Source organism: Legionella sp. PATHC039, assembly GCF_026191275.1.
Taxonomy (GTDB): Bacteria; Pseudomonadota; Gammaproteobacteria; order Legionellales; family Legionellaceae; genus Legionella; species Legionella pneumophila.
Genome location: NZ_JAPHOP010000001.1, coordinates 3,046,453 through 3,063,376, shown reverse-complemented (window position 1 = coordinate 3,063,376; position 16,924 = coordinate 3,046,453). Strand labels below are relative to the sequence as shown.

Here is a 16,924-nt window from a genome sequence, read left to right as displayed (position 1 = left end):
TTCATGTGTTTAATATAATCGAGGCAACAAATGCAGGCTGGGCCTTGCGGCCCAGAAAAATCGGATAATTGATTAGCAAAATTGAAACATCATCTGTTAAATGGCTCAAAAAGCCGAGCAATGATCTTAACCCAAGTTATTCATTAATTTGGCTTGATTCAACTGCTCATAAGCTCGCTTTGCAGGGATGAAATTGGGATATTGCGTCACCAAACGTTGCAAGATCATTCTGGACAAAACCTCCTCCCCATGATTCCATTCATTTAATGCATCAAAATAAATCATATCAGCGCTTTGGCCATCAAACTTGGGAACATTATTAAATAATACGGGCTCGACATAACTTACTTTACCCTGGGTTTGTGCATCTAATCTTTGCAATACTCTACGGGCCTGTAAACTTCCGTTTTCACTCGCTTGTTGTAATAGCTCACGGCCTTTTTCGGGTAGTCGTTCGCCTGCCGTTCCCTCAATATAATAAGTACCTAATTGATATTGAGCATAAGCATTTTGCTTTTGTGCCAATTTTTGATAAATACTCGCTGACCTTTTATGATCCTTTTCAACACCAAGACCATAATGATACATTCTTGCCAAAGCCAGCATTGCTTTTTCATTGCCTTTATCAGATGCATCCTGGTAATACCGTAAAGCATCTGGAAAATCCAATTTAACACCAACACCAGTTTCGGATAATAAACCGAGGGCATACAAAGCATTCCCATTACCTAAGCTTGCAGCCTTTTTATACCAGACCAAAGCTTGTTGTTCGTTTCTTGGTTGCCCCAAACCATAAAAATACATTCCAGCCAATTGACTCATCGCTTCAGGAGCACCTTTCTCTGATGCTTCTTTAAACAAAGATAACGCTTTGGAGTAATTGACGGGCACGCCCTTGCCATACTCATACATTAAAGCCAAATTATAAGCGCCTAGCATATCTCCTTTTGCCGCAGCATTTTCATAGGCTTTTAGTGCTTGAGCATAATTATCATCTACCGTTTCATAAATAAAACCTAATGCTACATCGGCTTTAGATAAATGTTTCGCTGCTTTTTGATACCAATGTTTGGCCAAATTATAATCAGGTTCTCCTGTTTCACCTAGTTGATAAAATTGGCCTAATAAGTATTGTGCCTCAGGATTGCCTTGTTCTGCCGAAGCAGTATACCAATGTTGCGCGCCAGCAAGATCCGGTGCGGCACCCAATCCTTTTTGTAGCATATAAGCCAATTTTAATTGTGCATATTGATCGCCTTTATCAGCTAAGCCCTGATAAATTTCCTTAGCTTGATTCATTTGTTCAGGAACACTGCTTTGAGATAAATAATAATCTGCCAATACTATCCCCGCATGACTATTCCCTAATTTATAGGATTCAATTAAATTGGGTAAAAAGTCTTCCCCGGATTGTTGCTTGAGTACTGCCAGATTAAAGTCGGCATAGGAAAATTGGGAGTCTGCTGATTGCTTCAGCAAATCCAATCCTTTTTCCTTATCCTGTGCGACCCCTTTTCCTTCTGTTATGTAAGTACCCAATATAAACTGACTTACGGGATTTTGTCCGGCTTGTTGATACCAGTACATGGCCTTGGCTGGATCAGCTGTTATTCCTATACCACGGTCATAGAGCATACCGAGTAAAAGAGCGGCGTTCTCATTACCTGTTTCAGCTTGCTCTTCGGCTACTTTAAATGCTTGTTCCTGCTTTTGCCTGTTATCATCCATCGCATTATAAAATGCCAATGGCAACAATGCCTCTGCCACTTTATTCTTCACAGCACCTTGGTATAACTTTCTTATTAAGGCAATTTTTTGTTTTCTGACATCTACACTTAAACCATTGTTGTAGTCTCTTGCCAAATATTCTGCCAACTCATATTCTGCCGGCCCATAATCATTGGCAGCTGAAAGATAAAGCATGGCCATAGCTTGCTCATCATTTGCTTTAATATACTCTTTTCCATCAGGACCAACGATCCCCTGGCGCAATATCCTTGCCAATACGTATTGTGCTCTCTTATTCCCTTTGAATGCGGAATCAGTCAGCCAATTTAATGCTTGTTGGTAATCATTTTCGTCTTTACCGCGTTTCAGATAAAGTATTCCCAAATTATATTCAGCACCTAAGTGCTTTTGTTCTGCGGCATTCTCATAAAAAATAATAGCCGAAGCATCATCTTGCATTAAACCAATCCCATATTGAAACAATTGACCAATTTCAAATTGAGTTTGGGCATTTCCAAGTATTGCCCTGAAATACAAATAATTAACCACAGACATATAATTGACAGTCCGTTTCCAATCTTCTGTCCAAATGTCCATCAAATCAAAACTACCAACTTCACTATCATCATAATTCGCGTCGGCATAAGGAACTGGCAAGTTGAGCTTTTGTACAACAGGACTATTGGCCCTCTCCAGAGCTTCTACGAATGGGTTAAGTCTGTAAGTTGGATAAGCCCATTGATTTGATTGAAACTCCACTTGTTTACTGATTAAAGCATCATAGTAATTGCTTATAGGAATATTATTAGGCTGAGTCAACTCAAATTGCGGTTTGAAAATATCCTGACGAGAGATGGTTTCAAGCTTAGGTGCTTGATTATAGCTATTATTTCTCAAGGCAGACGGATTATTCCATGGGCTAAATATACCATTCATCTGGTAAGCCGTCTCTTCCAATTTATCCGTTCTGTCATTACTTAGCCATAATGCAGCTTGGGCAAGAACAGGAGGCTCTGCATTTTTCTTCTCATTTTCTGCTGCTTTAAGAGTCCATTGTTTAGACAATTCCTCATCAGCCGCTACGCCAATCCCTTTTTGATATAAATTGGCTAATTCTTTTTGGGCTTGAACAGAACCATTCTGAGCTGCTTTTAGTACCAATAAAAAACCTGTTTTTGGATCATAAACTGGACTTTTATCTTGTAAATAAATATGGGCTAATTCAAGAGTAGCTTCTGTACTCTGTTTCGCGGCCTTATTAAGCCATTGAATAGCCTCATCGTATTGATTTTGCATTAAAGCCAATTTACCCAACTCAAGCATAGCTGGGGCATATTGTTCTGAAGCTGCTTTATTTAATAATTCGACGCCCTTGGAAGTATCCTTGGCAACCATTTGTCCGGCTACATAAAATCTGCCCAATTCTGTTAAAGCTTTTGGATCTCCATTTTCTGCTGCTTTATTCAGCCAAATGATTCCTAATTTTTTATTACCCGCATGCTTACTCTCTAAGAAATACTCTGCTAAGGTGTATTGAGCAATAGGATTACCATTTTTTGCTGCATCAATATAATAACGTCTCGCGATATCTGTATTTTTCTTGACGCCAACTCCATATAAATAAGCTGCCGCCATAAACATTTGTGCGCTTACATCTCCCACCGCGGCTGCTTGCTTAAACCAACGAGCAGCTTCTTCCCGATTTTTTTCATGGAGCAAACTGTATTTGGCCATAAGCAGGACAGCAGGTAAATAGCCTTTTTCCGCTGATTTGGTAAAGTAGCGCATCGCAACACGATTGTTTTTTAACTGTCCATATCCATAGAGATAAAGTCGCCCTAAATAATATTCGGCAACAGCATCCTGACCTGATTTAATGATTAGGGGTTCAGCTGCTTCATTATAATTGCCTAATCTATAAGCATTGAACGCATCATTGGCAAAAGCCTGTTGGCCAGCTGACACGACTAAAACACACACCCAAGGTACTAGTGATTTCATGAAGATTCCCCTCTTTTCATGGCCATTTATACACCGGGTATAATGCCATAATGCACCACTTGACTAACTGCCCCATTTCTCGTATTGCTGTCTACTATCCAAAAATTACCTTTATTATTCAAACCAAATTTGACATTAACATATTCGCATACTTTAATCACATCAGCACAATCCAGTATTTTTCCATAGGACTTTTTGCCATCACCCAAGGTACAGATGAACTTCACTTCCTTTTCACCTGTGGCCAAAACAGCCCAGGAATTCCCTCTGATAGAGTGATTTAGCCAATAGGAATATAAACTTTCCTTATCATGCATCTGATATAAGCTAACGGTTTCTGGCAATGTATTATAAATAAAATACATCGACTGCAAGGCCCCTTCCTTCCCTGGAAGAAGAGTCAATACCTTTAAATTTTGCTGATAGCCAACAGCAGTACAACCGAGAGGAAATTTTCCGTTATCTTTTTTCTCTGCCTTATCTTCGGCGGTTGCTTTATTGGATTTGGCGGCATATGCCGACATATTTAGTGCACCAGTTAATAGAATCACAACGATTGCAGTTATCAAGCTTCGGCTTTTTAGGTTCATTTTTTATTCTCACTATCATTTAAAGGACGTACAATCACCTTAGTCCCCATAAAATTGTTACGCTCACTGGACAACTCTACAAAATTTTCGTTTAACCACTTGGCATCCTGGATAAACATACGCACACAACCATGACTAGCCCTTACCCCCGGGATATCATCAGAACCATGTAGAGCAAACCCTTTATGAAAATACATGCAATAGGGCATTTTGGCACCGCCTCTGCCTATAGGAAAAACATCTGAAGTACAACGAACATTTTCCTTGCTGAATACACGGAAAATTCCTGTCAAAGTACGACAGACTTTATTGGAATCAGAGCATTTATCACTTCCAGAAGAAATAGGTCCCCACCATACTAAATTGCCCTGAGCATCATAGGCGCCCCAAGCCAGCTTCTCTTGATCCACGATAATTTGTTTTTCATTTTCACTCTCGATTTTAAGTGGGAAAGGAGAGACATCAAAAATATTGATGTTGGCTAAATTCTTTGGTACAGCGATTTCTCTGCCTGACCAAAGGTAGTTATAAGTACGATTGACTCTTTGCACAATGTCTCTTTGGACAGGATCAGGGAATAATTTTTCCCAACTTTGTCCCCCGGTTACCTTAATACATTCATATTGAGGATAAGCACATAATGCCGATCCATAAAAATGCCCGGCATTAAGTACAGTCACCATTGACATCATGAACGTTGTTAATAGTATTTTTTTCATGGTGCCGCCCCCTTATGCCTGATTTTTATAATTTATGCAAAATTTGTGCTAAAAATGAAATGCCACTCTTTTTATCTTTTTTCGGTTATTTTTAATTTAAGTTTAGACCCATACAAAAAAAAATTGAAATTATTGCTATATTTAAATTAGCATTGACTGGGTTGAACACTCATGAGTCCTTTAAAAAGTAAAATTAAAACAAAGTCTTTCAACAAATTAACAAAAACTCAAGACATTACCAACACGATTGAAAGATTATTTACAAACTCTCAAGACAGCATCATTGTTTTTAATCAACAAGGCAAAATTATTGCTATTAATGAAAAAGCTGCTGCTTTATTTAAAAAAAGCCCTGACAAACTAATTGACAAACCGATTTGGAAACTATTTAAGTTAAATAGCTTCGCCATTAAGAGGCAATTTATTCAAGCAAAGAGGTGTTTTCTTTTAGCCAATGAGGGGATAGCCCAGCAATTCACTTGGCTTGAAAGCAAAGCACAAAAACCAGTGCTTGCATACCATATCCTGTTCAATAAAACAGAAATAGAAAACACATCAATCATTTTTACCAAACTTACCGATATTCTAAAATCGAAAACCATAGAATGGATTTTATGGTCTTTAACTAAAATAAGTAACCACCAAGAAATCAATGAAATTATTGATCAAATTCTACAATTAACCAGTGATGTTTTTGCAGCGGATTATACTTCTGTATCTTTAATAAACAACCAGCAAATTGCAAGAACAATAAGCTACTATAAATTTGGAAAGAAAGAAGAGAACATTAGTTTTTCTTTAATCAATACACCCTGCGCTAAAGTAGTCCAGAAAAAAACTATCTGTTATTTTAATGACGTTCAAAAGCAATTTCCAAACGATAAATTATTGAAAAGGATGAAAATCAATACCTATCTCGCAGGCCCAATTACAAATCCCCAGGATGAGGTGATTGGTATAATGACTATCCTGTGTAAACGCAAAGTCGAATTTGACACACTGAATAATACCTTGTTTGGTTTGTTTTTAAACCGAATCAATTCGGAGATTGAGAGACTGATAAACCTTAGAAAATTAGAGTTTCTGGCGAGTATACCCCAGCAAAACCCTAATCCAATCATAAGGATTCTTCTCAATGGGGATGTCGTATTCACTAACGATGAAGGGAAAATCATTTTAAACTACTGGATAAAATTATTTAAGGGACTTCCAGTAGAGTTATTAAAAGAAGCACAAAGAATTCAGAAATCCAATCAAAGCACAAGAATTGAAATGGAAATTGAGGATAAAATCTACTTATTCACACTTGTCTGGATTGACGAATTTAATCAAATCAATATTTACGGGACTGATATAACCCAGCTCAAGAATACGCAAAACGCTATGTTAAATCTAACCCGCAGAGATACTTTAACTCAAATCGCAAATCGACAATATTTTGAAGAAAAACTAATTGAAAAAATATATGAGCATCATCTGAAAGAAAAAAGCCTGGCATTATTATTAATTGATTTAGATAACTTTAAAATTGTTAATGATACATTAGGACATCCAACAGGAGACAAACTACTGATGGCTGTTACCAATAGAATGGCCCGATGCCTAAGAGCAAATGATTTTATTGCCCGCCTTGGAGGAGATGAGTTCATCGTCCTTCTTGACCAATGCAATACGGAGACCGCATTTAAGGTTGCGGAAAAGATTATTAACGTACTCGACAAACCTTTTCAATTTGATGAATATCATATGACAATCACAGCCAGTATTGGCATTGCCATCTATCCTGAAACAAGTGAAATAGCCAGTGACTTACTAAAGTATGCCGATATTGCAATGTACCAATCCAAAAAAACAGGTAAAAACAAGTGCACTGTGTTTTCAAAAAACTTACACTACAAGGAAAATCAAAGAAATGAAATTCTCAAAAAAGACATAGAATTAGCAGCATTAAAAAGAGAACTCTATATAGATTACCAACCCCAAATTGACTTATCCGATAACACAATAGTTGGAATTGAAGCTTTATTACGATGGTCACACCCTACTCTGGGTTTAATATTACCTGCTGAGTTTATTCCCATAGCAGAGCAAACAGGGTGTATACATACCATCAGTCAATGGTTTATAGAACAGACATTACTTGATTACTCCCAGTTTCAGCAATTAAGTTCAAACATCAAATTGTCGATAAATGTTTCCTTAAGTCAATTAAATGACACGCGATTTACTAAAATATTGTGTGATAGTTTACTGCAAAATAATTTAAGCAAGAGCAAGATCATTTTAGATATATCAGAACGAATGATTGCCCCACACTTTATTCAAATATCAAAAAAATTAAAACAAATACATCATATTGGAATTAATATAAGCTTGGATAATTTTTGCTGCCCACAAATTTCCCTTCCTGAATTGCTGTCATTACCACTTGATTATCTCAAAGTAGATCAACGATTATTAATAGGCATAGAGGGAAAAATCAAATTACGTAAATTATTATCAGGAATAATCAATTTAACTAAAGATCTTGATATTAAAATTATTCAAAAGGGTATTGAAACTGCAGAACAGCATGAAGTGATTAAATCTTTAGGATGCCAATACGCACAAGGATATTTTTACTGCAAACCTGTTGCCTTAAATGATTTACTGCCACTTATAAAAAAAACCATCCACTAAGTAATTAATAATTCAACCTAATTTTATGGCATCAAACGCAATAATCTTATAAGATTCTAACTGTTTTGAACCATTACTTAGATAGTTTTTCGTCATAATCAGGACTTACGAAAAACTCCAAGGTCAAGGCAAAAACTATTTTTAATGAGGGAGTTTAGATAAACTAAATCACCGAATTAAAAACATTTTTTAACATAGAGATTGGGGTTTTTCGTAAGTCCTGATAATTAATTGACTTAAATACTTGATAAAAGAATCATACATTGCAATGGAAGTTAACTTATGCCTTTTTGTTTTTCCAACCAACCAAATATTTTAAATAACAAACTTATTCTAAAAATACTTGTGCTTATTCTCTTCTTTAGTAATTCGAGCCTTGCGAAAACAATCAATTATCCATGGACAGTCTCCGCAAGCTTGGGGTATGTCAATTATCAATACGTACACGAAGGCGACCATATTACCGCAACAGGTCGGTTTGCAATAGGAAAAGATTTGTTGATGAAAGGCCCCTTTTTATTTGGACTTGAATTAGGTTTACAAAGTGGGAATCAAATGCGACTGCAAATGACGGAAGAAGAGGTCGATGCCCTCGGAGGACTTTTGGTACAAACCACCTTGAAACCTATGGTTGATGCATTAGCTACAATCCGTATTACCCCTGAATTTACCGCCCCTTTGTTTCTACAACTGAAAGCAGGAACTGCCTACAGGCAATGGCAAATGGATAGAGACACGATCAATGACATCTCTCAACTTGCAGGCGAAATAATGGCTGGATGTGGTTATACAATTACACCAAATGCCAGTATTACCCTATCGTATCAAGGTTTATTTGGAGACAAACCAAATTTCACTATTGATCTGGAAAGTGGCATTGGCCATGTACAAAAGATTCCTGTTCAACACGCCATTTTGTTAGGTATTGTTTTAATGATTTAACTCATTTTTCTAATAGATCTCTTGCATAACCTGCTTATTTTGTTTTAGGGCAAGGTACAAACGTTTTGAGGACTAGGATTTACAAGCAGTAAATGAGCACCGCAGAAACGCTTACAACGCAGCGGTAAAATAAAAGAGACAAGTGAGCATACAGTGGGATATAAAGAATGATACATCGAAATAAAGTTCTTAATAGCATTTTATTAATCTTATTCACATCACAGATAGCATTTGCCAAAAGCAATCCGGCCTCGCAAGCCTATGTGGACGGTAAGGTATCTGAATTAAAAAATGAATTAACCAACAAAATCAACAGTATCCCCTCTGGACCTCAAGGACCTAAAGGAGATAAAGGCGAGGCTGGCCCTAAAGGAGACAGAGGGGAGACAGGACCACAGGGATTACCCGGACCGAAAGGAGACCAAGGGGAGGCAGGACCTCAGGGATTACCCGGACCGAAAGGAGACCGAGGGGAGACAGGACCACAGGGATTACCCGGACCGAAAGGAGACCGAGGGGAGGCAGGACCTCAGGGATTACCCGGACCAAAAGGAGACCAAGGGGAAGCAGGACCTCAGGGATTACCTGGTCCAAAAGGAGATCGAGGGGAGGCAGGAGCGCAGGGATTACCCGGACCGAAAGGAGACAAAGGAGAAACAGGAGCAGTAGGTCCACAAGGTATACCAGGACCTAAAGGCGAAGCAGGAGATGACGGCCAAGGTGTGCCTGCAGGCGGTGAAACCGGTCAAGTCCTTGCTAAATCAAATGACCTCGATTTCAATACCATGTGGGTTGACCCGGCAAATTCCGGTATTAGGCGGCAATTAGGCGATAAAGCTCTTGGCGGTACAGTAATTTATGTTAATGCGCTAGGGACCCATGGGCTTGTAGTAGCAAATTCAGATCAAGTTAATTCAAGCACATGGTGGGATGCTCAAGATTCCATAACCAATCCTGCCCACTTTGACAATGAAGGTAAATTATATTCTGACTGGAGGCTTCCTAGCCGCTTTGAATTGAATTTAATTTATATGATGCGTGATGAGCTGGGAAATTTTTTGGCAGGCAATTACTGGAGCTCGATTGAAAAATCATCGGCAAACAGCTGGGTATTTAATTCTAAAACAGGGGAAATTAAAGACATTGCCAAAAATAAAACAGCTGCTGTCCGTGCTGTAAGAGCCTTTTAAGTATGGCAAAACTTCAATTTTGCTCAAGGATGAAAATGTTCATGAATTCGCTTTGCCAACTGCTCGCTGATTCCCTGGACTTTACAAATTTCTTCCAGTGGCGCTTTAGCCAATTCTCGCAACCCGCCAAAACGCTGCAGCAACGCTTGACGTCGTTTCGCACCAACACCCTCTATACTTTCAAGAGTGGATTCAACACGTGTCTTCTGTCTTTTCTTCCTATGGGCAGTAATAGCAAAACGATGCGCTTCATCACGAATATGTTGTAAAAGATGAAGCGCTTTCGAGTCCTCTGGCAAAACAAATTCTCTGTTTTCATTAACCAGTATCAATTTCTCCCATCCCGCCTTTCGTGAAGGCCCCTTGGATACACCCAATAGAGTAATATCTTCCACACCCAGAGAAGTTAAAACTCGTTTTACAATAGAAACCTGACCCTTACCTCCATCAATAATCAAAACATCTGGCAATAATTGAGCATCAATCAGTCTTTTAAATCGGCGAGTAACTGCCTGTTCCATTGCTGCGTAATCATCCCCTGGAGTAATACCCTCTATGTTAAATCGCCTGTATTCACTGGGGCGAGGGCCTTCTGTATCAAATACAACACAAGATGCAACAGTTGCTTCACCTTGAGTATGGCTAATATCAAAACACTCCATTCGCTCTATATTTTTATCAAGCGCAAGCAATTGCTTTAATGCCTGATATCTTGATCTTATCGTAGAATGTTTGCTGACATATTCTGCTACTGAAATTCGTAAATTGTTCACTGCAAAATCCATCCATCTCGATTTGACTCCTCTTGGATTGACTTGAATTTTACAGGATTTGCCTCGTCGCTGGGACAAAATATATTCTAATGAACGACTCTCTGTTATCGATTGATTAGTAATTATCAAATCCGGAATTCTTTCTGATGTATCCAAATAATAAAAACCAATAAAGGCTTCAAAAGTCTGCTGCCAAAGTGAGTTGGCATCCAATTCTTCATCTAATACTGCATAAGGCACTGTAGGGAAATAGCTTTGACTATTCAGTACTTGTCCTTCACGAATAGTCACACACTGAATACATGCGAAACCAGGGCGTACTTCTATTGCGATCACATCAGCATCACCACGTAACTGGACAACTCCTTGTTGTTCTTGAATTAAGCGCAAATTTTTTATCTGATCACGCAAAACAGCAGCTTCTTCGAAATTTAATTGATTCACCGCTTGTTTCATTCGTTCGGCAAGTTCATCAAGAATTATTTGACACTTCCCCTGTAAAAATCTTATGGCATCCTCTACAGACAATTTGTAGTTTTCAGGAGAAATATAATGAACGCAAGGCGCGGTACACCGTTTTATTTGATATTGTAAACAAGGGCGAGAACGGGCTTTAAAATAACTGTCTCTACAATTGCGAATTTTAAATATTTTTTGAATCGTGACTATTGTTTCTCTTACGGCAGCTACCCCAGGATAGGGGCCAAAAAAATTACCGGAGGGCGGCTTCTTTTTACTTCGGTATAACTCAATTCTTGGAAAATCTGGATGATTTGATAGATGAATATAAGGATAGGATTTGTCATCACGCAACAAAACATTATATTTTGGCCTTAATGCTTTAATTAAATTACTCTCTAATAATAAGGCCTCTGTCTCTGATCTTGTCACAGAAATTTCTATGGATTTGATTTGGCTTACCAGTGCTCGTGTCTTAACTCCTGTATTTTGTTTACTAAAATAGCTGTTGACTCTTTTTTTAAGATTGGCTGCTTTCCCCACATATAGTACGGTGCCTTCCTCGTCTAACATGCGGTATATACCCGGCTCACTTGGGAGTTTCGTTAAAAATAAAGCGAGTTCAGCGGAAAGCTGTAAGTCATTCATGAAATTAACATCTAATCATCTTGTGACAAATCATTGGGGTGTTCAATAATGCGGTGCTTCATAGCCAAATAAGTAAGCTCCACATCATTTTTAATCCCCAATTTTTCAAACATCCTATACCGATAACCATTGATGGTTTTACTACTTAAAAATAATCTATCAGCAATGTCTTGTACATTCATGCCGCTCGTAATCATCAACATGACTTGCATTTCTCTTTCAGACAATAAATCAAAGGGGGAATCCTGAGGCTCCTGAAGACTATTAATTGCCATTTTTTGTGCAATCTCGGCACTAAGATATTTCTCACCTTTAGCCACTTTACGAATTGCAGCAGCCATTTCTTCAGCCCCTGATTCTTTAGTAAGGTATCCCATAGCACCTAATTGCAATACTCGAGTAGGGAGAGGATCTGAGCAAATAGCTGTAACGGCTATGACTTTAATATTTGGGTTTGTTTTTTTTAAACGACGCGTCACTTCCCACCCATCTATCCCAGGCATTTTCATGTCTAATAATACGACATCAGGGGAGTGGGTTTTCACATAAGCTAAAGCCTGCTCCCCACTTTCAGCATCTGCAACCACATCAACATCCGACATATCTTCAAGCAATCGTCGAATGCCCATTCTAACCAATGCATGGTCATCAACAATTAATACTTTAATCAAATAATGCTCCTTGACCAACCAGTCAATGAACAAACTGTGTTGGTCGATGTTAACAAGACTCGATAATCATTACAATACATAGTCACTCTAATCCACAAGTCCAGCTGTCTTACAAAATAACAAACTAACAAGCCCTTATATGAATATTTGGATTATCCGGATCCACATCAAAATACGGTGGAAATTCACCTAACTCTCGCGCACGATCCATGAATTTACCCATGTCAGAAAGCACGAAGTCGTATAAATTTTGATAGCTGTCAATAACGAAATAAACCGGTTGTAGCCGGTCAATCCGATAAGGCATTCGAAAAGCCACCACTGGATCAAATAAAATTCGCACAGGAATATCACTTTCCACACAATATACCGTTTCACTAATAGAAGATAAAATTCCCCCGCCGTATGCTCTAAGCCCTTTAGGCGTTTTAATCAATCCAAACTCTACAGTAAACCAAAACATTCTTTGCAATAAAGGCCAATCCTGTTCAGGAAAAGTTAATACCTTACATGCGTAATCATGGACAAATTCAGCATAGACTCTATCGGTTAACATAGGACAATGACCAAAAAGCTCATGAAAAATATCAGGTTCTTGAACATAATCCAATTCTTCTTCACTTCGAATAAAAGTCGCCGCAGGAAAATATTTTTCTGCTAATAATTCAAAAAACTCCCTGGCTGAAATTAAAGCAGCAACTGGCGCTACTTGCCATCCCGTTTTGGCCTTTAATCGCTCACTTACTTCTGGAAGTTGTGGAATAGTCGAGGAGTTAAGTCCTAAAGTCTGTAATCCAGACAGAAATTCATCACAAGCTCTTCCTGGCAATAACTTGAGTTGTCTCTCAAATAAAATATTCCAAATTCTATTTTCTTGTGCCGAATAATCGACTAAACCCTGAGCATCAGGGACATGTGCGACATACCGGCTACTAAACTCCATAATCTCTCCTTCACTCATCTCATTCAAAAATCAATAACCAGGGATAATAATATTTATTTGTATTTGGGGTCAGCCTATTAAAGTCAACGAGAATTTTTACCTAAAAGTTGCTTTATTTTGAGTATACATCTAAGCCAATACCCTGTTTGAGATTGGCATTATTATGATGATCACTAAACTCTCTAACTTGTTTTAGTAATTACCTAACAGTAAACTAAATGTCAACATGATTACCATTATCTTTTTGAGATGCCCTCTAACAATGGAAAGCAATAAGTAACTTTCCGATATGGCCAAAATTACCAACTGGTTTATGTGAGGTAACGTAACTAGGGCATCATAAAACGATAACTTAATCTGTTAACCCTTATATATTAATTATTACTTATTTTACAGATTCTGCTATAGAATTTATTACAGAAATTACTCATTGGAATACACAAAATGACAATAGCTATCTTGTCTACCGGAGATGAAATAATACATGGCGATACTCTAAATACCAATGCGCATTACATTGCTCATGCCCTTTGCTCTGAAGGCTTACCTCTTGGATTACAAGTGGCCTGTAGCGATAAGGAAAATGAGATGATAGATAGCCTAAACTTCCTGACGGAACACCATGATATTCTAATTTTAATTGGTGGGCTTGGTCCAACGAAGGATGATATTACTCGCTTTGCTTTGGCTAAATTCACCAAAGAACCTCTTATTCAACATGCTGACGCTCTGAATCATATAGAAAAAAAAGCAAACATAGCCAAAATATCATTGAATCAAGGCAATTTGCAGCAATGCCTCTTTCCAGCCAATGCACGACTTTTTCCTAATCCTTATGGCACAGCCATGGGATGTTCTTATTCATGGAAAGGTAAAGTTTTTATTCTATTGCCTGGGCCTCCTCGTGAATGCCTTCCAATGTTTAATCAGGATGTACTGCCGTTATTATTGCAAACATCCAGGCATAGCAATAAACAAATTCTGCGCTGGCGAGTTTTTGGCTTGGCTGAAAGTGAAATAGCTCAAATCCTTGAAGAAGCTCTGGAAGGTTTAGACTGTCAGACGGGGTACCGATTGGAAACGCCTTATCTGGAGTTTAAGGTTCGCTGCAAAAGAGAATTGATTGAAAAAATAACATCAATAATAGACCCCATTTTAGCCCCTCACATTATATCATCACTTGAAACCAAAGCATCTGATCAATTGAGAAGCCTAATCTTAAAGAATAATGAACCAATAACTATTATTGATGAGATTACTGGAGGATTATTGCAATCCCTATTGGTAAGACCAGAAAACTACCATTTATTAAATTTTCATAATCTTAACAGGACCAAATTATATTTTCATTGCAGTGGATTAGAAGATTATTGGTCACAACAAGCCCCCCAAGGCACTACCAAATTAATCATTCACTACAGCAATCAAATGCAAGAGGGTCGTGAAACACATCAGATTCCTTATCGAAGTGCTATGGTTGTGCATTATGCCGCTGAATGGCTAAGCTTCAGACTCTTTCATCTCATCAATCAATTGCATTAAAGCGTAGCAAAGTTCTTGTGTTCCCTTACTCTCTATAGCGGAAATAGAAAATACTTTGTCTTTCCACTTCAAGCCTTTTATTATGGATTGAATTTTTTCTTCTCTTTCCTTTTCATCAGGTAACATATCGATTTTATTTAAAACCAACCATCTGGGTTTGTTGAGCAGATCGGGATTATATTGAGTCAACTCATTAAGAATTGCTTTCGCATCAGCGACAGGATCACTCCCATCCAAAGGCGCAATATCAATAACATGCAACAAGACACAGGTACGTGAAAGATGTTTTAAAAACCGATGCCCCAATCCTGCTCCTTGAGCCGCGCCTTCTATAAGACCTGGGATATCCGCCATGACAAAACTCTTATAGGGTGAAACGCGGACCACCCCTAAACCAGGATGTAAGGTTGTAAATGGGTAGTCAGCCACTTTGGCTTTTGAACTGGAGACGGCTCTTATTAAAGTAGACTTTCCTGCATTGGGAAGCCCTAACAGACCTACGTCTGCTAAAACTCGGAGCTCCAAACGCAAATTTCTGGATTCACCCGGGCTTCCGGGTGTTGTTTGTCTAGGTGATCGATTCACACTGCTCTTATAGCGAGTGTTACCCAAACCATGAAACCCACCCTGAGCAATCAGCACGGGAACACCTGGTTGACTGATATCAGCTAACAATTCACCTGTATCGGCATCATAAACCATAGTACCGACTGGCACTTTGATGATTAAATCCTCTCCTTTCTTCCCAGTACAATTTCCACCCATCCCTGATTGTCCATTCTCTGCTTTGTATTGACGAGTATAACGAAAATCAATCAAGGTATTTAAATCGCTGCTCGCCTCAAAATAAATACTGCCTCCATCACCCCCATCACCCCCGTCAGGGCCACCACGAGGAATAAATTTTTCTCTCCTGAAGCTTAAGCAACCATTCCCTCCTTTTCCGGCTTCAACTTTAATAAGTGCTTCATCAACGAATTTCATGCCTAACCTTAGACTAAAATAGGACTTACGCAAAATTCCAAGCTCGAAGCAAAAAATATTTTCAATGAATGCGTTTAGATAAGCTAAGTGACTGAATTGAAAATATTTTTTAGTAAAGAGATTGGGATTTTGCCTAAGTCTGTAAAAAAAAACCCCGTTTCCGGGGTTAAACAAAACGAATTATGATGCCATTGGGTAATAGCATTGTTTCAGCTTAACTCGCAGCTTCTTCTCGTTGCTCCGGTAATATAGTGACATACTTACGATTTTTTTCACCCTTGGTAGTAAACTGTACTAACCCCTCTACCAACGCATACAAAGTATGATCTCGACCACAACCAACACCAGGTCCAGGATGAAAACGTGTGCCACGCTGCCTTACAATGATTTCACCGGCATTTACAAATTGACCACCAAAACGTTTCACACCGAGGTACTTTGGATTCGAGTCGCGGCCATTACGAGTACTACCACCTGCTTTCTTATGAGCCATTGCTATCTCCTCTTATTTACCAATCGCAGTGATTTTAACTTGCGAATAATATTGTCTGTGCCCCATTTGTTTCATATGGTGCTTACGTCGACGAAATTTAATAATTTTAACTTTTTTGTGACGACCATGATCAAGCACTTCAGCCTTTACAGTTGCTTTAGCAACAAAAGGTGTGCCACAAGTGACCTTATCACCATCCACTAGCATTAATACTTCCGAAAATTTAATTTCATTGCCAACATTTTCAGGCAGCATTTCAATTTTTAAAACGTCACCTTCTTTCACGGTATATTGCTTACCGCCAGTTTTAATTACCGCATACATAACTATTCTCCAATTCGCCTGATTGGCTATCACAATTCCAACAAAGTGCCATATTCTATGAAATTATGACTATTACTTCAAGTTCATTTTAAAATATTGTATACTTCACCACCCTTTACCGATTGACTTAATGTTTTTGAGGCTTTCGAGTAAATTTTAATCTGGTCGCGGATTAATTAGGAGCTATAGTCATATTTAAGATAGTGCCTAGAGGGAACCCTTAAATTTTTGGAGTTTT

At 38.4% G+C, this 16,924-nt stretch carries 13 protein-coding genes; 4 read left to right on the top strand and 9 right to left on the bottom strand.

Annotated elements, in window-relative coordinates:
• Positions 1-126: 126 nt before the first annotated feature.
• From enhC to OQI99_RS13950, 3 genes are read right to left on the bottom strand one after another with little or no spacing between them, the layout of a single operon-like run.
• Positions 127-3,729 (bottom strand): enhanced entry protein EnhC, encoded by a 3,603-nt coding sequence (enhC, locus tag OQI99_RS13960; RefSeq protein ID WP_265732192.1) that lies wholly within the window; start codon positions 3,727-3,729, stop codon positions 127-129.
• A 26-nt stretch (positions 3,730-3,755) separates the two neighbouring features.
• The gene (locus OQI99_RS13955) at positions 3,756-4,319 is read right to left on the bottom strand and encodes an endopeptidase IV (RefSeq protein WP_265732191.1); all 564 of its coding nucleotides are present in this window, start codon (positions 4,317-4,319) and stop codon (positions 3,756-3,758) included.
• Entirely contained in the window at positions 4,316-5,038 is a 723-nt protein-coding gene (locus OQI99_RS13950; RefSeq protein ID WP_061513722.1) for a L,D-transpeptidase, read from the bottom strand. Before OQI99_RS13950 ends, OQI99_RS13955 begins: the two co-directional genes overlap by 4 nt.
• Before the next feature lie 171 nt (positions 5,039-5,209).
• Here OQI99_RS13950 and OQI99_RS13945 point away from each other — a divergent pair, with 171 nt between their 5' ends.
• The 3 genes from OQI99_RS13945 to lcl all read left to right on the top strand — a co-directional run bounded on the left by OQI99_RS13945 (position 5,210) and on the right by lcl (position 9,849).
• The gene (locus tag OQI99_RS13945; RefSeq protein WP_265732190.1) at positions 5,210-7,717 is read left to right on the top strand and encodes an EAL domain-containing protein; all 2,508 of its coding nucleotides are present in this window, start codon (positions 5,210-5,212) and stop codon (positions 7,715-7,717) included.
• Between the two features lie 282 nt (positions 7,718-7,999).
• Positions 8,000-8,659: a hypothetical protein gene (locus OQI99_RS13940; protein ID WP_265732189.1), complete on the top strand. Its 660-nt coding sequence runs from the start codon at positions 8,000-8,002 to the stop codon at positions 8,657-8,659.
• A 167-nt stretch (positions 8,660-8,826) separates the two neighbouring features.
• The gene (gene lcl, locus OQI99_RS13935; RefSeq protein WP_265732188.1) at positions 8,827-9,849 is read left to right on the top strand and encodes a collagen-like adhesin Lcl; all 1,023 of its coding nucleotides are present in this window, start codon (positions 8,827-8,829) and stop codon (positions 9,847-9,849) included.
• 23 nt (positions 9,850-9,872) lie between these two features.
• On the opposite strand, the gene uvrC is transcribed toward lcl, so the two are convergent.
• The 3 genes from uvrC to phhA form a co-directional block, all read right to left on the bottom strand.
• Positions 9,873-11,729 (bottom strand): excinuclease ABC subunit UvrC, encoded by a 1,857-nt coding sequence (gene uvrC, locus OQI99_RS13930; protein ID WP_027268581.1) that lies wholly within the window; start codon positions 11,727-11,729, stop codon positions 9,873-9,875.
• An 11-nt stretch (positions 11,730-11,740) separates the two neighbouring features.
• A complete protein-coding gene (gene letA / locus OQI99_RS13925; RefSeq protein ID WP_011947563.1) occupies positions 11,741-12,400 on the bottom strand; it encodes a two-component system response regulator LetA in 660 nt (219 codons plus the stop codon).
• A gap of 124 nt (positions 12,401-12,524) precedes the next feature.
• Positions 12,525-13,343, bottom strand: coding sequence for a phenylalanine 4-monooxygenase (gene phhA, locus OQI99_RS13920; protein ID WP_014844756.1), 819 nt, complete (start codon positions 13,341-13,343; stop codon positions 12,525-12,527).
• A gap of 444 nt (positions 13,344-13,787) precedes the next feature.
• Here phhA and OQI99_RS13915 point away from each other — a divergent pair, with 444 nt between their 5' ends.
• The gene (locus tag OQI99_RS13915) at positions 13,788-14,885 is read left to right on the top strand and encodes a competence/damage-inducible protein A (protein WP_265732187.1); all 1,098 of its coding nucleotides are present in this window, start codon (positions 13,788-13,790) and stop codon (positions 14,883-14,885) included.
• Here OQI99_RS13915 and cgtA read toward each other — a convergent pair.
• The 3 genes from cgtA to rplU all read right to left on the bottom strand — a co-directional run bounded on the left by cgtA (position 14,844) and on the right by rplU (position 16,686).
• A complete protein-coding gene (gene cgtA, locus OQI99_RS13910; protein WP_014844758.1) occupies positions 14,844-15,869 on the bottom strand; it encodes an Obg family GTPase CgtA in 1,026 nt (341 codons plus the stop codon). The two genes, OQI99_RS13915 and cgtA, sit on opposite strands and share 42 nt — an antisense overlap.
• A 214-nt stretch (positions 15,870-16,083) precedes the next feature.
• Entirely contained in the window at positions 16,084-16,362 is a 279-nt protein-coding gene (rpmA, locus tag OQI99_RS13905) for a 50S ribosomal protein L27 (protein ID WP_010948350.1), read from the bottom strand.
• A 12-nt stretch (positions 16,363-16,374) separates the two neighbouring features.
• Positions 16,375-16,686, bottom strand: coding sequence for a 50S ribosomal protein L21 (rplU, locus tag OQI99_RS13900; protein WP_010948351.1), 312 nt, complete (start codon positions 16,684-16,686; stop codon positions 16,375-16,377).
• Between the last annotated feature and the right edge of the window lie 238 nt (positions 16,687-16,924).

Excerpts from the sequence above, each read along its gene's own strand:
- enhC (WP_265732192.1), bottom strand. The coding sequence starts at position 3,729 with ATGAAATCACTAGTACCTTGGGTGTGTGTTTTAGTCGTGTCAGCTGGC.
- OQI99_RS13955 (WP_265732191.1), bottom strand. The coding sequence starts at position 4,319 with ATGAACCTAAAAAGCCGAAGCTTGATAACTGCAATCGTTGTGATTCTA.
- OQI99_RS13950 (WP_061513722.1), bottom strand. The coding sequence starts at position 5,038 with ATGAAAAAAATACTATTAACAACGTTCATGATGTCAATGGTGACTGTA.
- OQI99_RS13945 (WP_265732190.1), top strand. The coding sequence starts at position 5,210 with ATGAGTCCTTTAAAAAGTAAAATTAAAACAAAGTCTTTCAACAAATTA.
- OQI99_RS13940 (WP_265732189.1), top strand. The coding sequence starts at position 8,000 with ATGCCTTTTTGTTTTTCCAACCAACCAAATATTTTAAATAACAAACTT.
- lcl (WP_265732188.1), top strand. The coding sequence starts at position 8,827 with ATGATACATCGAAATAAAGTTCTTAATAGCATTTTATTAATCTTATTC.
- uvrC (WP_027268581.1), bottom strand. The coding sequence starts at position 11,729 with ATGAATGACTTACAGCTTTCCGCTGAACTCGCTTTATTTTTAACGAAA.
- phhA (WP_014844756.1), bottom strand. The coding sequence starts at position 13,343 with ATGGAGTTTAGTAGCCGGTATGTCGCACATGTCCCTGATGCTCAGGGT.
- OQI99_RS13915 (WP_265732187.1), top strand. The coding sequence starts at position 13,788 with ATGACAATAGCTATCTTGTCTACCGGAGATGAAATAATACATGGCGAT.
- cgtA (WP_014844758.1), bottom strand. The coding sequence starts at position 15,869 with ATGAAATTCGTTGATGAAGCACTTATTAAAGTTGAAGCCGGAAAAGGA.
- rpmA (WP_010948350.1), bottom strand. The coding sequence starts at position 16,362 with ATGGCTCATAAGAAAGCAGGTGGTAGTACTCGTAATGGCCGCGACTCG.
- rplU (WP_010948351.1), bottom strand. The coding sequence starts at position 16,686 with ATGTATGCGGTAATTAAAACTGGCGGTAAGCAATATACCGTGAAAGAA.